General features: G+C 38.7%; 14 protein-coding genes. 13 read left to right on the top strand and 1 reads right to left on the bottom strand.

The window, feature by feature from the left end; translation table 11 throughout:
* Positions 1-8 precede the first annotated feature (8 nt).
* The 13 genes from DK924_RS18475 to DK924_RS18415 all read left to right on the top strand — a co-directional run bounded on the left by DK924_RS18475 (position 9) and on the right by DK924_RS18415 (position 16,239).
* Positions 9-1,421 carry a lipopolysaccharide biosynthesis protein gene (locus DK924_RS18475; RefSeq protein WP_109875863.1) on the top strand — a complete coding sequence of 471 codons (1,413 nt, stop codon included), beginning with the start codon at positions 9-11 and terminating at the stop codon, positions 1,419-1,421.
* On the top strand, positions 1,414-2,805 hold the full coding sequence (locus DK924_RS18470) for an O-antigen ligase (RefSeq protein ID WP_109875862.1): 1,392 nt from the start codon (positions 1,414-1,416) through the stop codon (positions 2,803-2,805). The genes DK924_RS18475 and DK924_RS18470 overlap by 8 nt, the downstream gene beginning before the upstream one ends.
* The gene (locus DK924_RS18465; RefSeq protein WP_109875861.1) at positions 2,771-3,475 is read left to right on the top strand and encodes an acyltransferase; all 705 of its coding nucleotides are present in this window, start codon (positions 2,771-2,773) and stop codon (positions 3,473-3,475) included. Before DK924_RS18470 ends, DK924_RS18465 begins: the two co-directional genes overlap by 35 nt.
* Before the next feature lie 4 nt (positions 3,476-3,479).
* Positions 3,480-4,616 carry a glycosyltransferase gene (locus tag DK924_RS18460; RefSeq protein ID WP_109875860.1) on the top strand — a complete coding sequence of 379 codons (1,137 nt, stop codon included), beginning with the start codon at positions 3,480-3,482 and terminating at the stop codon, positions 4,614-4,616.
* A gap of 130 nt (positions 4,617-4,746) precedes the next feature.
* Complete coding sequence (locus DK924_RS18455) at positions 4,747-6,240, top strand: GNVR domain-containing protein (protein WP_109875859.1); 1,494 nt, start codon at positions 4,747-4,749, stop codon at positions 6,238-6,240.
* A 1-nt stretch (position 6,241) separates the two neighbouring features.
* Complete coding sequence (locus tag DK924_RS18450; RefSeq protein ID WP_109875858.1) at positions 6,242-7,318, top strand: glycosyltransferase; 1,077 nt, start codon at positions 6,242-6,244, stop codon at positions 7,316-7,318.
* A 10-nt stretch (positions 7,319-7,328) separates the two neighbouring features.
* Positions 7,329-9,128 carry a sugar transferase gene (locus DK924_RS18445; RefSeq protein WP_109875857.1) on the top strand — a complete coding sequence of 600 codons (1,800 nt, stop codon included), beginning with the start codon at positions 7,329-7,331 and terminating at the stop codon, positions 9,126-9,128.
* Positions 9,129-9,294: 166 nt separating this feature from the next.
* Positions 9,295-9,603, top strand: coding sequence for an STAS domain-containing protein (locus tag DK924_RS18440; protein WP_010392928.1), 309 nt, complete (start codon positions 9,295-9,297; stop codon positions 9,601-9,603).
* Positions 9,604-9,623: 20 nt separating this feature from the next.
* The gene (locus tag DK924_RS18435; protein ID WP_109875856.1) at positions 9,624-10,478 is read left to right on the top strand and encodes an OmpA family protein; all 855 of its coding nucleotides are present in this window, start codon (positions 9,624-9,626) and stop codon (positions 10,476-10,478) included.
* A gap of 3 nt (positions 10,479-10,481) precedes the next feature.
* Positions 10,482-12,566 carry an SLBB domain-containing protein gene (locus tag DK924_RS18430; RefSeq protein WP_109875855.1) on the top strand — a complete coding sequence of 695 codons (2,085 nt, stop codon included), beginning with the start codon at positions 10,482-10,484 and terminating at the stop codon, positions 12,564-12,566.
* On the top strand, positions 12,563-13,267 hold the full coding sequence (locus DK924_RS18425) for an AAA family ATPase (RefSeq protein WP_055013286.1): 705 nt from the start codon (positions 12,563-12,565) through the stop codon (positions 13,265-13,267). The genes DK924_RS18430 and DK924_RS18425 overlap by 4 nt, the downstream gene beginning before the upstream one ends.
* 7 nt (positions 13,268-13,274) lie before the next feature.
* Positions 13,275-14,735, top strand: a complete 1,461-nt coding sequence (locus tag DK924_RS18420; RefSeq protein WP_109875854.1) for a SpoIIE family protein phosphatase — start codon at positions 13,275-13,277, stop codon at positions 14,733-14,735.
* A 97-nt stretch (positions 14,736-14,832) separates the two neighbouring features.
* Positions 14,833-16,239: a sigma-54 dependent transcriptional regulator gene (locus DK924_RS18415; protein ID WP_109875853.1), complete on the top strand. Its 1,407-nt coding sequence runs from the start codon at positions 14,833-14,835 to the stop codon at positions 16,237-16,239.
* Here DK924_RS18415 and DK924_RS18410 read toward each other — a convergent pair.
* Positions 16,234-17,253, bottom strand: a complete 1,020-nt coding sequence (locus tag DK924_RS18410; protein WP_109875852.1) for a glycosyltransferase family 4 protein — start codon at positions 17,251-17,253, stop codon at positions 16,234-16,236. The two genes, DK924_RS18415 and DK924_RS18410, sit on opposite strands and share 6 nt — an antisense overlap.
* Between the last annotated feature and the right edge of the window lie 6 nt (positions 17,254-17,259).

Raw genomic sequence — 17,259 nt, 5'->3', positions numbered from 1 at the left:
GAATGAAGATGAACGGACTGAAGCAAATAGCCTATTTTGGATTATCAACATTATTGCTCAAAGGGCTTGGCTTTGCTTTACTCCCTATCTCAACTCGTCTTTTAAGCCCGTCACAGTTTGGTGAGCTTAATTTCTTAGTCTCTATTTCAGCCGTAATGTCTTTGTTGTTATGCCTAGGGTTACCTGAACTGCTTTTTAAACAGCAAATGAAAAGCGTTGTTTGTAAGCAGGCTTTATTTAGGGATGCGTTGATTTTATGTAGTATGTTAAGCACTGCATTTGTAATTGCTGTTGTATTGTTTGCTGACCTATTGCTGAATTTATTACCTATCTCTGTTAACCAGATAGATCTGCAACTATTAGCCGTTAACTTGGCATTTTCGTCGGTATTGTCGATTGTATTTTGCTTTTTTCGATATTACGAAATGGCTAAGCAGTTTTGCTATTTAGCTGTTTTACAAGGGGTAGGGCAAACTCTACTCACCATCGTCTTGCTATATCTAGGCTTTGGTGTAACCGGCGTTATGCTCTCTGGTGTGGTAGCGAGTTTTATTGTACTGATATTGTCACTGTGGCAAATAGCACGCACGATTAATATTAGTTTTAAATGTATCGCATGGAATATTACGCCTAAGAATACGCTGTTTTTGTTAAGCATTATTATCTCTTCGCTCTTTGTGTACGCTAATAATGGCGCAGAAAACTGGTATATTGCAGCCAGTGTGGGCAAAGAAAAGCTCGCTCAATATTATGTCGCTCTGCAATTTGCAGTCATGACCTCGTTCACATTTGAGCCAATCAGAATGTGGTGGTTTTCACGCCGTTTTGACGAGTTAACCTCAAGCCGCAGTCACTATGTGTTTTTATGTGAATTAAGCCTCGAAATTGCGATTGCCCTTTGCAGCATCATGCTACTTGTAGCCCCGCACTTATTCACTCTCGTTTTACCACAAGGTTATTTACTTAATACGTGGCTATTACCCAGTTTAATACTCATTGTTGTGCTGAGGCACCATAGCGATTTACTTAATATTGGTTGTTATATTCACTATAACGGTTTGTTTGTGACTATTATTAATGCAGTGAGTGCTACAAGCGTATTAATTGCATTAAGTTTTTTAGTGCCAAAATGGGGAATATTAGGTGCGGTTGTATCGCTTGCGTTGGCGCAAATTTTAAAAACGCTACTGTTTGTAGCTATTAGTCAAAAGCTAGAGCATTTAGCATTTAAAGTACACAGTCTGCTCCCTAGCTGGCTGTGCTTTATTCTTGTGTTTTCGTTAAGTGTGACGCAAGTGTCTTACTACATTGTAGGACAGTTTGCTGTGTTGATATGTTTGTTTGCGGTGTTGTTTAAAAAGTATAAACACCACATCACGGGAATATTGCAACGGCTTTTAGCAAGGAAGGCGCATGGTTAACTGGTATAAAGAGCATTACTTATTAATAAATGGCTTAGTGATAACGGCGCTTATTTTAAGCTTATATTCGTTATTTGGGCCCATAGCTGCTTTTGCTTTATTGTTACTGCCATTTGCTGGCGTATTAGCCGTGCGTATTAGTACTGTGTTTATTATCTTATTTATTTTATTTAGTTATTTTAGGATTCATGAGGCATTTGTATTTTTAATGCCGCTTAAAATCCCTAAACTCTTAGCGCTAGCCTCTTTACTGGCCATTTTCTGGCATTTATTTATTTCCAAAACATTAAAACCGCATTGGAGCTCAGCTCATCTTATTTTTGTCATTTGGTTTGTGTGGCTTACTGTGTGTGTGTTTTCGGCTTCAAACCGTGGCGTTGCTATTGAGTATTGGTCTGGAGTGTTGGTTAAAGTTTTTATTATGGTGTTTGTGATCAGCTGGTGGTTAACGCGATTTTCTCACTTTAGTTACGTAAGACTAGGAATTATGATTTCTGGTGTGGCCATTGCGCTGGTGGCACTGAATAACAAAATTAATGGTGTGGGGCTAGTTGAGGGCACCCGTGTCACTATTTCTCGAGAGTATCGTTCACAGCTGGGCGATCCTAATGATTTATCTTTAGTGCTGATGTTTCCCGTGTCTTTTTTAGCTGCTGAACTTTTTAATGTTCATAATAATAAATATCGACGATTATTTGCGGGCGTTGGTTTAATTTTGGCTATTTCAGGAGTGATAGCTACGCAAAGTCGAGGCGGGTTGTTAGGTATTGCTGCTATTTTGAGTTTCTTTTTATATCAAAAGGTAAAAAATCCAGTGGTTGTGGCTGCATGTGGGGCAGTTGCCATGCTTGCCATGATGGTCTTTGCGGGGATTTCAGATAGGCAAAGTGGTGGTGCTGCTGAAAGTGGAGTTGACGAGTCTGCTATGGGTCGAATATATGCTTGGCAAGCTGCAATAAACATGGCGCTTGCTAACCCTCTAACAGGAGTTGGGGTAAATAACTTCTTCGTAAACTATTACTTTTATAGCCCGCACTGGGATGGCAAGAACCATGCAGTGCATAGTACGTGGTTTCAGGTGCTTGGTGAAACAGGCTTTGTTGGTATATGTATTTTTTTACTGGTTATCGCCAGTATTTATCGCAGCTTGTCTCGAGTATTTTGCATTAATAAGCTTAACTTTAATCCTGAAGTGACAGTGAATGCTAATGCGCTAAAAGCCGGTTTAATTGGTTTTATGGTTGCAGGTACGTTTTTAACTCAAGCTTTTACGTGGCCTTTGTACATCATTTTGTCGCTGACCATTGCCCTAGAAAAGCTGACTATCGATAGTAATAAGGATTCGTCTTATGGTGACCCAACTAAAGTATTGGCTAAAAAATAGTAACAGCCCCTCGGCAAAACGTTTGTTTAAATTTGCAAAGTCGCTGCGTAATCCACAGCTACCCGTTATTCCTCTACTACACAGTGGGCTTTATCATCTGCACCATTTTATAAAGCAGTTTGTTCATGAACTGCTGAGAATATTTTATTACACCCCATTATTTAAAAGCCAAATTCAAGGCAGTAAAAAACGTTTATATTTATATTCGGGTATGCCTCAGGTAATTGGTAAATTAAGGGTTGAATGTAAAAACGATGTCAGGATCTCGGGGATCAGCACTTTGTGTGGCCGTGTAAGTAATGAGCGTGAGCCTCTATTAAGTATTGGTAATAATGTTGATATTGGCTGGCAAAATGCGTTTTCGGTAGGACGAAAAATTGTACTTGAAGATGATGTAAGACTTGCGGGACGTGTTTTTTTAGCAGGCTTTCCTGGTCACCCAATTGATTGTGAACGTCGTGCGAACGGCCAAAGTGATGACGAGAGTCAAATTGGCGATATTATTATTAAGCGTGGAGCATGGATTGGGACCGGTGTTACGGTACTTGCTGGAGTAACCATAGGTAAAGGAGCCATTATAGGGGCGGGCAGTGTGGTAACCAAAGATATTCCCGATTTTACTATTGCCGCAGGTAATCCGGCTAAAGTAGTTAAAAATATAGTGGAGTGAACGAATGAAATTTATTGTTTTTGCAGAAGATTGGGGGAGCCACCCTAGTAGTACTCAGCATTTATTTTCAGAGCTTGCAAAAAGACAGCAAGTGAATTGGGTTAATTCTGTAGGAATGCGTAAACCTAGCGTAAAGCTGCACGATATAAAACGTATTTTTAATAAATTTAAGCAGCTATTTCAACCCTCTAATAATAGTAAAATAGCCACGCCTAAAAATATGACGGTATATAAACTGCCTATTTTACCATGGCATGATAATCGCTTAGTGCGCTGTTATAACCGTTGGGTTTTCTCTCGTCATATTGGTGCTCATAAAACCAGTGAACCTATTGTATATTGGTTAAGTGTGCCAACGGCATGCTATCTGTTTGATAAAAGAGCCACCGACTCGCTAATTTATTATTGTGGTGACGATTTTAGTGCGCTGGCTGGGGTTGATCCTATGCTGATTGCGCCTTTTGAGCAGCAGCTGATTAAAAACGCAGATCTTATTTATGTGATCAGCGAGTTATTAAAAACTAAAATGCCTGCTGAAAAAACTAAGTTACTAACACATGGCGTGAGCTTTGATTTATTTACGAGTAATGTCGACAAAGCCGCAGAAATCAGCGCTATTAAAACCCCCATTATTGGCTTTTATGGCAGTATCAATGCCTGGCTAGATATCCCTTTGTTAATGGCGTTGGCCACTGCTAGGCCGCAATATCAATTGGTATTAGTTGGCGATATTACCACTCCCATTTCAGGGTTGTTGCAGTTTAAAAATGTAACGCATATTAGTGCGGTTGAGCATAAACGGTTGGTATCTTTCTCGGCTCATTGGGATGTATCTATTTTACCATTTGTCGATAATGAGCAAATTAGGGCTTGCGACCCGCTTAAATTAAAAGAATATTTAGCGGTAGGTAAACCGATAGTCGCAACCGATTTCGCGGCAGTGAATCATTATCACTCGCAAATTTTTATCGCTCAGTCACAGAATAACTTTATTGATAAAATTGATCAGGCGTTGTCACTCAGTCAAGCAAAATTAAGTTTATTGCATGCAGTCCAAAAAAACATAGCGAAAGAGCATAGCTGGCCGGTAAAAGCTCTCACTGTGATCAACGATCTACAAATATTAAATCCCTCCGATTAAACCATAACTATAATATTGGCGCGCCCTGTGCAACTACTCCATTAAAGAAGGCTATTTACGCTGTAAATTTTTATTTTGCAAATAGCCGCAAAGTTTCGCATAGCAATATGCAAATCAATGGGTAGCGAATATGTTAGTTAGAGAGCAAATAAAAAGATTACTTTATTTAGCTTTGTACGCTGTTTACACCAGGGCAAAGTTATTTGTTTTGCCGTTGCTGATTGTACCCGTAGTAGTGATTGTATTCGCGGCAACGTCACAAAAACAATATACAAACCACGCCACTATTCTTATAGAAGAATCGGCGCTGCTTAATCCCTATTTAGATGATTTGTCGTTCTCGTTTGATTTATCAAATAGGATGGCAGCTTTGCGTACCTTAGTGATCAGCCGCAAAGTTCTGATTGCCGTGGCAAAAGAAACCAATTTAGTACCAAAGGATGCATCCCCCGCCAAAATAGAAAAAATACATCAAGAGCTTTCACAGGCGCTTTCCTTATCATTGGTGGGAGACGAGCTAGTTCGGGTTAACTTTATTTGGCATGACCAAACCCAAATGAAGGCGGTGCTAGAAAAAGTGGTAGAGAAATTTATAGAAAGTTTATTAGCCCCAACGAAAGCATCACTGGATACCTCTGAGCAATTTTTTTATCAGCAACTGGTAAGTTTAAGAGAAGAGTTGGAGATTTCTGAGGCTTCATTGGCAAGCTTTAAAGCAAAAAACAGTAATACCTTACCCGCTGTTTTACACAGTAATAGGCAAACTTTCGATAAGTTATTAAGTGATCAACAACAAAAGTCCATTGTGCTCTCAGGCGCTAATGCCAAGCTTGAGGCACTTACTACAAAAATGGGTCAAGCAAACCCGATTCTCGGTCGTATAGAAGAGAAAATAATTACTGCAGAATCAGAGCTCAGTTTTTTAAAAACCCGCTATACCGATAAACACAGCAAAGTGGTTTCAAAAAAGCGCGAACTACTCAGCATTAGAGCGCGGCAACAAGCGTTAATTGAAAGTGGTAAAGGCCTTGATGCCACTAATATTGATCAGCTTTGGCAAATGGCTAATACCTTACCCAGTGGAAATGACAATGAAAGTAATGTGTTGGTGTCACAAATACTCGCTCTAGAAGAAGCTAAAAATAATGTTCTGCAGCATCAGCAAGAATACGACATGTTAGAAAAACAAGTCAATTCAGTAAGTGATCGCTTATTAGTAACCAGTGATATAGAAAAACAACTTAGAAAGCTCGAGCGTGACTACGATGTTAAACAGTCATTATACAAAGACATGTTAGGGCGTTACGAAATGGCAAAAGTGACAGGCAAGCTGGTTAAGTATGAAGGCCCTGACAAAGTTAAAACCATTGAGCGAGCTTATAGTCCCACTCAACCAATTAATACTTCACTTGTGGTGGCCATTATTATGGGTATTGTTTTAGGCATATTTACCAGTGTCACCTGTGTGTTTGTTGCTACCTTATTCGACAGTCATTTAAAAGATATTCAAACCATTGAAAAACTATCGTCACTAGACGTGGTTACCATTTTACCCATTGTTGGTCACAGCACGTTACATGCTGGGGTTAGTCCATCAATGCACTTCCTTAGCGAGGGAAATTAACATGAATGTTTTACATTTAGTACAACACTTTAAAATAGGTGGGCTGGAAAAAATGGCCGTGACTTTAATGCAAAAAAGTCGATTTGCAGACACCAGTATTATTGTTTCTTTGGAAGGGACTGAGTGGGATGCAGTAAATGAATGGCCAGCACTGTCAGCCTTTGAGCAAAAACTTATAAGCCTAAACAAAGCCCCTAGATTTGAACTAAGTGTAATTAAAAAGCTTAGTGAAATAATTAAAAAACATAATATTACAGTGATTCATAGCCATCATATTGGCCCAATGCTTTACGCTAGCCTCACCTGTTTAGTTAACCCGAGTGTTAAACACGTATCGACAATTCATGATGCGTGGTATTTAAAAAACTTTAAACAGCGAGTGATTACAAAGGTGTTGAATAAGCTAACTAAAATCCATTGGGTGGCTGATGCAAACGTGGTCGCTAATGAGTTTTATAACGAAACTGCTATTAAAGCTGATAGTACTATTCTTAACGGCATTGATTTTCAGCAGTTTATAGATACAGATGACGCTACTGCACGGATTAAGCTTAACTTACCGCACGACAAAAAACTTATCGGCTGTTCTGCGCGTTTAGAGCCAGGTAAGGGTCATTTAGATTTAATTAAATTACTGCCCGCGCTACCCAAAGAGATTGAACTCGTATTTGCTGGTAATGGCAGTTTACGTTTTTCATTGATGAGTGCTGCAGTGTCACTAGGTGTGGTAGAGCGAGTACATTTTTTAGGAAATGTGCAGCATATGGAATTATTTTATTCTGCCATTAATGTGATGTGCTTGTACTCGCAACGAGAGGGCTTACCTCTATCTATTTTAGAGTCGATGGCATGTGGCAAAGTAATAGTGGCAACTGATGTCGGTGGCATTAGCGAAGTGGTCAGTAATGAGCAGGGTATTTTAGTAAAGCCTAATGATTCTTTTGGCTTAAAACTTGCCCTATTGAAAGCATTGGAAATGAAGCACGGGCAATGCATTCGAGAGTATATTCTCTCAATTGCGGATGCAAACACAATGAGTGAAGCCTATGACCATTTTTATAATGGTTTAGCTTCATAAGGGGATTACAATGACTTTTTTACTGATTACATTGGCGATTTTGATTGTGTTGGTATTGTACCATCATGTTGGTTACTTATTGTTATTAAAGATTTTTAGTAACGATGAAGTAAACGTCGAATCAAGCGCTACCCCGCCAACAACGCGCTTTGGTATTTTAATGTGCGCCTACAACGAGCAAGAACATATTCGTGAAAAGCTCTATAACCTGGGCTCTATGTTATACAGCACAGAGCAGTATGCTATTCATATTTACCTTGATGGCTGTACAGACAAAACCTATGACGAGGCGATGATTGCTCAATCGCATCTTGCAAAGCAAAATGTAGTGTGCCATTTGCATTTTAATAAGGTCAATAAAGGCAAGTCGTTTGGTGTTAATGAGTTAATAAAACTAACCAAGCCAAATTACGATGTATTACTGTTCACCGATGTTAGTGCGTTACTGAGCGTTGATGTACTAAATAAAATTGATACTGATTTTAAAGACCCTCAGGTCAATGTGATCACTGGGGTTTATATATTAGATGACTTAGCCACCAAAGAGCAGCAACAGTATTGGCAATATCAAAATAAACTAAAAAGTATGGAGTCATCATTAGGCGCTGTTATTGGCGTACCTGGTGCCATGTTTGCTATACGCGCCGAATATGCTCAGTTATTAGATGCGAGCACTATAAACGATGATTTTATTTTGTCGATGAAAGCACTTAATAAAGGTGGTAAAGCGCTAGTAAATAGCGAGATCAACATTGTTGAACGTGAATGCGATAAACAAAGCCATGATTACGCAAGAAGAGTAAGGTTAGGTGCTGGCAATTGGCAACAAATTAAAATGCTGTCTGAGCTATTTAATCCAAAATTAGGCTGGGTAAGCTTTAATTATATTTCGCACAAGGTATTACGTGGCATTATGCCCATTATACTGGTACTGATTTATGGATTACTAATTTTTCTGGCGGTTTTTTCTAACGTGTTTTTAGCCAAAGTAGCCTGTATTACATTAGCCGTTGTACATGGACTGGGTGCATTAAAACAGCTTTTGAGCATAAAGACTAAATGGCCGGTGTTCGACAGTATTAACTATATTGTAGCGGCATACTTGTGTGCTTTTTGGGGGATTATTAAATTTGAACGGGGTGAATATAGTGAGCATTGGCAGCGCGTTCACCAAACTAAGCAGTCTAATAATCTTGTGATTAGAGCAGTAAAGCGCGGCATTGATATTTTAGGCTCTACTATTGGCCTAATTATTCTGTCTCCTGTAATGCTCATGGTTGCATTGGTGATTAAGTTCAGCTCTAAAGGACCAGTGTTGTTTAAACAGTTACGAGTAGGGCAGAGTGATGATGACTTTGTGGCACTTTTTAACGTATTAAAATTTCGCTCTATGGTGGTTGATGCTGAGGTTAAAAGTGGAGCGGTGTGGGCAAGTAAAGATGATCCGCGTATTACCTCAGTAGGGCGGTTTATTCGCAAAACAAGATTAGATGAATTACCACAATTATGGAATGTACTCATAGGCGATATGTCGCTGATAGGGCCACGTCCTGAACGACCTATTTTTTATTCCAAGCTTGAAAAAGATATTCCGTATTTTTGTCAGCGTACCTATGGCATAAAACCAGGCATATCTGGGTTAGCACAAGTGATGAATGGTTATGATGAAACTATTGATGATGCACGCAATAAAATTGGTTGGGATTACGCCTATATGTTGAGCACTTCATCAGCTCGTAGCTGGTGTTATATGGAATTGACTATTTTATTTAAAACATTGGTTGTTATTTTTACTGGTAAAGGCCAATAACCCGCTTCGCATAATGCAATTGCACACCCAAAAAGCAATTGCATTATGCACTTCTATTTCAAAAATCAATTAACAAACCATTAAAGTTAATATATTTCAGTGGTTTAAGTTTGGCATTCTTCTTGTAACTGTCTATTTGAGTTCATACTTTTAATAGGTAATTAAAATGAAAAATGTAGCTAACAAAACCGATCAAACCGTTATTACCATTCCTGATGACTTTTCAGGCTTTGCTGTCGATGAGCTAAAAGATCAGTTTGAGCTGCTCGTTGAGCAAGACTCGAATTTTGTTGTTTTAGACTTTTCTAAAACCGAATTTATCGACTCTTCAGGAATAGGTGCTATTGTTTTTCTATATAAAAGAATTGAAAAACATAGTAATAAGCTATCTTTACTTAATGTCACAGGACAACCGTTTAAGTTAATGAATTTATTAAGAGTGGATAAAACCATTCCATTTATTGACGCTGTGTAGAGGTTACCAGGGAGAGTTTTATGAAGGCGCGCATAGCAATTGTCATTTTCATATTTTTAGGTGGGTGTGCTTCTTGGCCGGATGAAGGACAAGGAGGTATGGCCGAAAAATACCAAAACTATCCATTAGATGATCAGCAGCTTGATGAAACATTTAATCAACCTGAGGGTATTGTTCGTAGTGAGTTTGAGCACTTAGAACTTAAGCTTGAATTATTAAAGTCGCAAGATATTAATGCCTGTATGCCAGCGCAGTTATTAAAAGCTCAAATTTATGAAAATCGTATCCGACGTTTAATTGCAGCCCAAATGTGGGAAGACGCGGAGCACGACTTATTAATTCATTATCATGGCCTTAATCAATTAGCTAATCACTTTGATACCGTTAGAAAGTTGACTAATTGCGCTGCATCGACTGATGAACAACCCGCTTTAGTTAATGTAAAAGAGCAAATAGCGGAGTTGTTAAATAGTGATAACCAATTTGCATTCAATGCCTTTGAAATAACCCCTAAATATGCCGTACGGGTTGCTCAAGCAGCCGATTTAATTAAACAATTAGAAAGTATTAGTATTTTGCTTATCGGGCATACTGACTCTGTAGGCAGTAAAAATAGTAATTATGAGCTGGCTTTAAAGCGCGCTGAAACTGTTAAGCATTGGCTGGGTGTTTATGGCGTGCCTACCTATAACATTATCACTTTAACCCAAGGCAGTTTAAAACCATTTAGTGAGTCGGAGCAAAGTGAGCAAAAACGCCATTCAGACCGCCGAGTTGAGGCTATTATATTAGATGCTAACGCGCAAAGTGAAAATAGCAAACAAGTAAAGTCACTAATGAATTGGACTAAAATTATTGAAAAGAAAAAGGAGTAATGTATGAGATTTATTTTTACTGTCTTTGTTTTTTTCTTTTTAATAACGAACTCTACGTTTGCAACGCAAGCCGATGAATCCATAGTACAAGCAGGTAACAAGCTGTTTTTATATGTCCCAGGGGAACTTGAATTTGAAACAACTTTTGAGGTCGACAAAAAAGGTCAAATTAATATACCTGAGGTGGGGCAGTTTCAGGTAGGTAATAAAACGGTTGCGCAAATAGAGGCAGAACTTAAACCTATTCTTGCAGAGTTGTTTGTTGCAATAGATGACTTTTATGTGGAGCTGAGAAGCAGAGATATATTTATTAATGTTTTAGGGTATGTGATCACACCCTCTCAGGTGAGTATTCCCGATGATGGTAATATTCAAATGGTGATAGCTAAAGCAAATGGCCTAAGACCTGGCGCACAGCTCGATCGCTTACAAATAAGGCGCAAAGATGAAGTAATTGAATTTAATTACAAAGCATATTTAGACTCAGGCGACATAAATTTATTACCAAAGCTTAAAAGTGAAGATACTGTGTTTGTGCCTGTTTCTCCACTCCTTGGTAACGTACAAATTGATTTTGATGCACAAACGCTTAGTGCTACAGGGGATGCAAGCGACAACAGTGCCATTACTATGCTTGGCGAAGTGCATAACCCTGGTAGTTTTTCGTTTAAAGAAAATATGACGCTTCTAGATGCGCTGATGCGTGCGGAAGGGGTTACTCGCTATGCGGATGTAACTAAAATTAGAGTGATCGTTGATAAAGCTCCTGTTATTTTTGATTTAAAAGCATATTTAGATAAACCTACCGATAGCAACATGCCGCTACTAAAAGCGGGATCAACCATATATGTGCCGATTATGGTGGATGATGTAAATACCACATCGCGCACGGTTTATATTATGGGTGAGGTACAAAAGCCCGGTGCCTATGAGGCTGCCGACAGTACTAACTTTTTAGACATTTTAGCAAATGCAGGGGGCCCAACGCGCTTTGCAGAAACACGGCAAATAAAAATATTAACCCCTGCTGGAGAGAGCATACTTTTTGATTTACAGGGTTATAGTGAGGGATTAACCACCGCTAAAGTGCCCGATTTAAACCCCGGTGATGTAATATTTGTTCCTGAAAAAACAGATGTTAACGAAAAAAGCTGGTTAAAAATTCCGACAAAACGAGCGATTAAAATTATAGGTGCTATTCAATCTCCTGGTCGTTATGAGTGGAGTGATGAAATGGACTTTACTGATTTGTTAGCGCATGCTGGTGGCCCTACTAAAGGGGCTAACGTGAACGATATTAAAATTTTGCGAAATGGCGATGTCACCCAACGATTTGATCTTGAAAAATACACTATTACTAACGGTGAAATTGCGCTGCCGAGTTTAATTGCTGGCGATACTATTATTGTTGAAGAGTTACCAGTAGACCCCGGAGACAATAAATCGCAATGGATACGTCAAGAATCGAGCAAGTCTATTTATATCATGGGGCAAGTAGGTTCCCCTGGGCGCTATGCGTTCAATGACAATATGCATTTTATTGATATTTTGGCAGCAGCAGATGGTCCTAATGGTAGTGCGGATATTCGTAATATTAGAGTTACGCACCGTAATGGTAATCGTGCTCGAGTGAGCAAACTTGATTTAGCGATGTATTTTGAAACTGGTGATGAAACGTTATTTCCTCATGTGTCACCCGGCGACACAATATTTATTCCAGAAAAAGACAAAGATTGGTTACGTACCCCTAAAGAGCGAGTTGTTCGTATTATGGGGGCAGTGCAAAAGCCGGGTCGATATAACTTTGATGATACGATGTCTATTTTAGATGTGCTTGCTGAAGCTGGGGGGCCGTCAAGTTCAGCTCTCATTGACAAAATAGTGGTTGTTAACCATTCATGCTGTAAAGAACAATCTCGCGTGTTTAATCTTGAGGAATTTATAAAGTCTCCAAACTCGGCCAATATTCCGGTACTTAGAGCTGGAGATACGCTATATGTGCCCGATAAAGGCCAAGACCTAATTAGTCAATTTAAAGATAACTTCCTCGACTTTATAACCATAATTGCCTTGGTGATAAGCTTATGAACTTGATACCTGGGCAGTACCATGAACTAGAAACCATCTGTAACACCTTGATTGATGATGAAGCACGGTGCGTGACGTTTATTTCTTTGTACGGTGGCGAAGGTTCATCCACAGCCTGTATTAGTGTTGCTCAACGTTTAAAAAGTCAAAATAAGTCAGTACTCGTTATCGACCTTAACCCTATTAGTTCGTTTCGTTTAGACAAACAGCTGCCTACATTGACTAAGTTGTGGCGTTTTGATGATATTTCCTGTCAGCTCAGTGTTATGCCTTATCAAGGTATTGAAGTACTTACAATTCACAATTTAGAGTCAATTGATTCAGCAAAAAACAAACATGTTTTAAATGAAGCGGTACTGCGTTTAAAGCAAGAATATGATTATGTGTTGCTGGATATGTCGCCAGCATTAAAGTTAAATCGTAATAATGTACCACTGCATTCTTTAAGCTTATGTAGCGAGCTGACCTTGGTTACTATTGCGCTAGGTATTAATAATGAAGAGTCGTTATGTCAAGGCGTTGCAGAACTTAAGCAAGCGGGTCATAGCAATATAAAGTTACTGGTAAGTCAACATAGCTTTGCTCCTTTAGGGGAGCGCATGCTACTGCTCTTCCAACGACATTCTTCAAAATGGCCAAGGTTGTGCGCTTTTTTAACCAGCAAAATAAACAAGCAAAAGTGGTTGTTTAAACATTACTGAGACTTTTATGGATATATTATTTGAGCGGCGTTTTGAATTATTATGGCCGACCTTAACTGAAATACGCCAAGTACTTAAGCATGTACTGGGCGCTTTATCGGTGACCAGAGATGAAGCGGATGCAGCAGGCTTAGTCGCAACCGAATACCTAACTAACTTAATTCGCCATAATGAGGGCGATGAGCAGCTTATAATGTTGCGTATTAACCAAATAAATCATGATACTTACCAATTAACTTTTATAGATGAACTTAAGCCTTATAATTTATTTAAACAAAACAACTCATCATGGACATTAGCATCGGATGAGTTGGTAGAAGGAGGGATGGGGGTCGAGCTTATTCGCCATTACTTTGCTGATGCTACCTATGACACGCGAGCAGGTAAAAACTATTTTTCTTTTCCTTTAACTAACATTGATAAGCGACCGAGTATTATTTATGTCGACGATGACATCACTCAGTTGGCATTAATGAGCGCCTACCTAAAAGATAAATTTAATGTCATCACCTGCGAAAACATAGAGGCTGGTTGGCAAGCTATTTTAACCTCTGATGCTAGTATATTGTTACTTGATCATAAACTTAAACAAGGAACGTGTGAGCCATTACTGGAAAAGCTTAATAAATCGAATTTAAAATCTCAGTTATCGGTGGTGATGTTAACTGGCGATGATAGCGAAGAAGTGATCAGTAAAATTAATCGATTAGGGGTTGATGATTACTTAATAAAACCAGTTAAAAAAAATAAGTTATTACAAAGCATAGAGCGAGTAACTCATCGATTTGCATACTTGTCCTATCAAAGTACATTCGGATTAACACCTTCTAAAGTGCTTTTAGGGCATGGTAAAACAGCGCATATTTTTGGCTCTATTAGTTTGGGGAATGGCGGTGACTTTTTTATGCCAATAAATGATGAAGGTACTGCTTTTATACTCGGTGATATGATGGGTCATGGCTTACAAGCGCTCAAAGAAAGCTTTGCTATAAAAGGTTTTATAAGTGGCTTTTTAGCGACCGGGTTAGCGTATCAAGAAATGCTCGTTGCGCTGAATAATGCGCTTTATAAACAGCAATTATGTAAATCAAGCTTAGTCACTTTAATGATTTGTTTTTTAGAAAATAATAAGTTGTATTGGCTCAATGCTGGCCATCCCGCACCGGTTATTATCAGTAAAAATGGTGAGCTATCTCAGCTAAATGGTACCGGACCATTGCTTGGGCTGTCTAATGATCATCAATATACTTTATATGAAGCCAAGCTCGATAATGTTGAACACATTATACTTTACACTGATGGTTGGACGGATAACCGCTTTACCGATAAAGACGAAATGACTGAATTAAAAAAAATCATCCCTATGCAAAGCTCCTCAGCAGAGGATTTTGCACACTCGTTATGGAAAAATTCACAGGTTGCGCTTTCTAAAGAAGTGGATGATGCCTCATTAATAATCATCAATTGAATTTGATTTAATTAACTATGTATAGTTAACTTAATATCCATAAGTTAATATTTTTTCTCTAAATAATTCTTAGCGAGTCGCTAAAAGGAATGGGATTATGCCACCAACAATACTGATTGTAGAAGACACCCAGTCGCTTGCTATGATGTATCAGTCTTATCTTTTACCGACAGGTGTAAACACACTGGTGGCAAATGATGGGGCAACCGCTCTTGATATTATTAATAAAATAAAACCCGACCTGATAGTGCTTGATGTCATGTTACCCGACATGAACGGGCTAGATATTCTAGCTCAGCTAGAACCTGATAACTTTCCGCAAGTTGTTGTATTAACTGGGCATGCTACCAAAGAAATGGCGATTCAAGCGATTAAGTTAGGCGCTAGTGATTTTTTAGAAAAGCCTGTAGAGGCAGAACGTTTTCGTATAACTATTAACAACACTCTCAAAATAAAAGATTTAAAACAAACGGTTACCAAGTATAAAAATATTTATGAAAATGGCCGTTACTTTGACTTGATTGGTAGCTCCAAGCAAATGCAATCGGTGTATCAAGTTATTAGCTCTGCTGCAGCGAGTAAAGCTACAGTCTTTATTACCGGTGAAAGTGGTACTGGCAAAGAGCTATGTGCACGGGCAGTTCATCAAGCCTCTAATCGTGCCGACAAGCCCTTTGTTGCACTTAATTGTGCTGCTATCCCCAAAGATTTGATTGAAAGTGAAATATTTGGCCATTTAAAAGGTGCCTTTACTGGAGCAATTGCAAACCGATTGGGTGCTGCAGGGCAGGCGGATGGGGGGACATTGTTTTTAGATGAGTTATGTGAAATGGATATTAATTTACAAAGTAAATTACTTCGTTTTATTCAAACAGGTACTTATCAACAAGTCGGTAGCGAAAAACAAGTTAAGGTTGATGTGAGATTTGTTTGTGCAACCAATAGAAACCCGCTTGCTGAGGTTGAGGCAGGTCGATTTAGAGAAGATTTATATTACAGGCTGCATGTTATTCCTATTGAGCTGCCACCACTTAGAGAGCGTGGCAGAGATATTATCGAAATAGCGCAAGCGCTATTTATTAAAATAGCTAAGGAAGAGCAACATCCTTATAAAGGGATAACCGATGATGTGAAGCACTTTTTAGCACAATACGATTGGCCTGGTAATGTTAGGCAGCTGGAAAATGTGATCCGTAATATTTTAGTGCTTAACCCACAAGAGTGGATTGATGTATCTATGCTACCTGCATTGCCACAAAGCCCGCAAAAAGAGTCAGGTAACGATGGGCTGGTTAAAGAGCAACATACATCGTTACCAGTTCAAGAGTTTGAAGAGTTACCGCAGGTTGAAAGTGAGGTTAAGGCTTTATGGATCGCCGAAAAAGAATATATAGAGCGGGTCATAAAAATATGCGCAACTAATATTCCCAAAGCTGCCGCTCTTTTAGATGTAAGCCCTTCAACCCTGTACCGAAAAATTAAAGGGTGGGAAGAAAATTTATAATATTGTTTTTGCTGTATAGGCATTTTGCAGCAAGTTAAATTGTTTTCTACCTGAAAAACGCTCCTCAAGCATAGTGTATGCTGAGTGTGCCATTTCGCTTTTTTGCGTTGTAGATAAGGCAAGTAATGCTTCTATCGATTGTTGGCACTCTAGTGTATTTGCTGATTTCATTAAAAAGCCATTAACCCCATTGTTTATAATGCTAGGAATAGCACCCACAGGGCTGCTAATAACAATTTTATAATGCGCCATACTCTCTAGAAGCGTCATAGGAAGCCCTTCTTCTCTTGAGCAAATAAGTAGGGCATCTAAATGTTGCCAAATATCGTCTCGGGGTGTTAAACCATGGTAATTAAGGTTGTTTAGCTGTGGAATACGATCACGCATCGGGCCATCACCAAAAAGGTGAAACTGCACCTGCTTATTAGTCTGCATACTTTCAGCTAACTCATAAAATATATCAGGGCCTTTTTCATAAGATAAGCGCCCAACAAACCCGATTCTAAGTAACGGTTGTGCAAAATCAGTGCTGGGAGGTTCGGTTATTGCTATGAAGTTTTCCAGTAATTGAGCATTTGTTATTGTTTTAATTATTTTTTCAGATACAGCAAAGTTGGTTGATAATCGACTAAGCCATAAATCTAGTCTGTTATAAAGCCACATCTTTCCTTTGCCAGTTTCCCCCGCGTGATAGGTACTAACACAATGCTTATTTGTGATTTTACAAACTAAACGCCCTAAAATACCGGCTTTGTATCCATGGGTGTGAATAACTGTATTGCGATCGTAACTGTGAAACCGCTTGATTAAACTAATGAGTGTACCTTGCAGAAAATTATACTGTATGCTTTGCTTATCAAGTAACTCGTAAAACTCATTATTCCCATGATTTTTATAAAATAAAATTGAACAACTAACCTGATTTTTGTGAAGCAGCTTGTATAACTCTATAATATGAGTTTCAATACCACCAATCATTGAAGAGTCTACAAACAATATAATCTGATTATTCACAATGAG

This window comes from Pseudoalteromonas sp. meg-B1, from assembly GCF_003173795.1.
Classification (GTDB): domain Bacteria; phylum Pseudomonadota; class Gammaproteobacteria; order Enterobacterales; family Alteromonadaceae; genus Pseudoalteromonas; species Pseudoalteromonas undina.
Note: the sequence above shows the minus strand (reverse complement) of the source record. Positions and strands in the feature narration are given on the sequence as shown.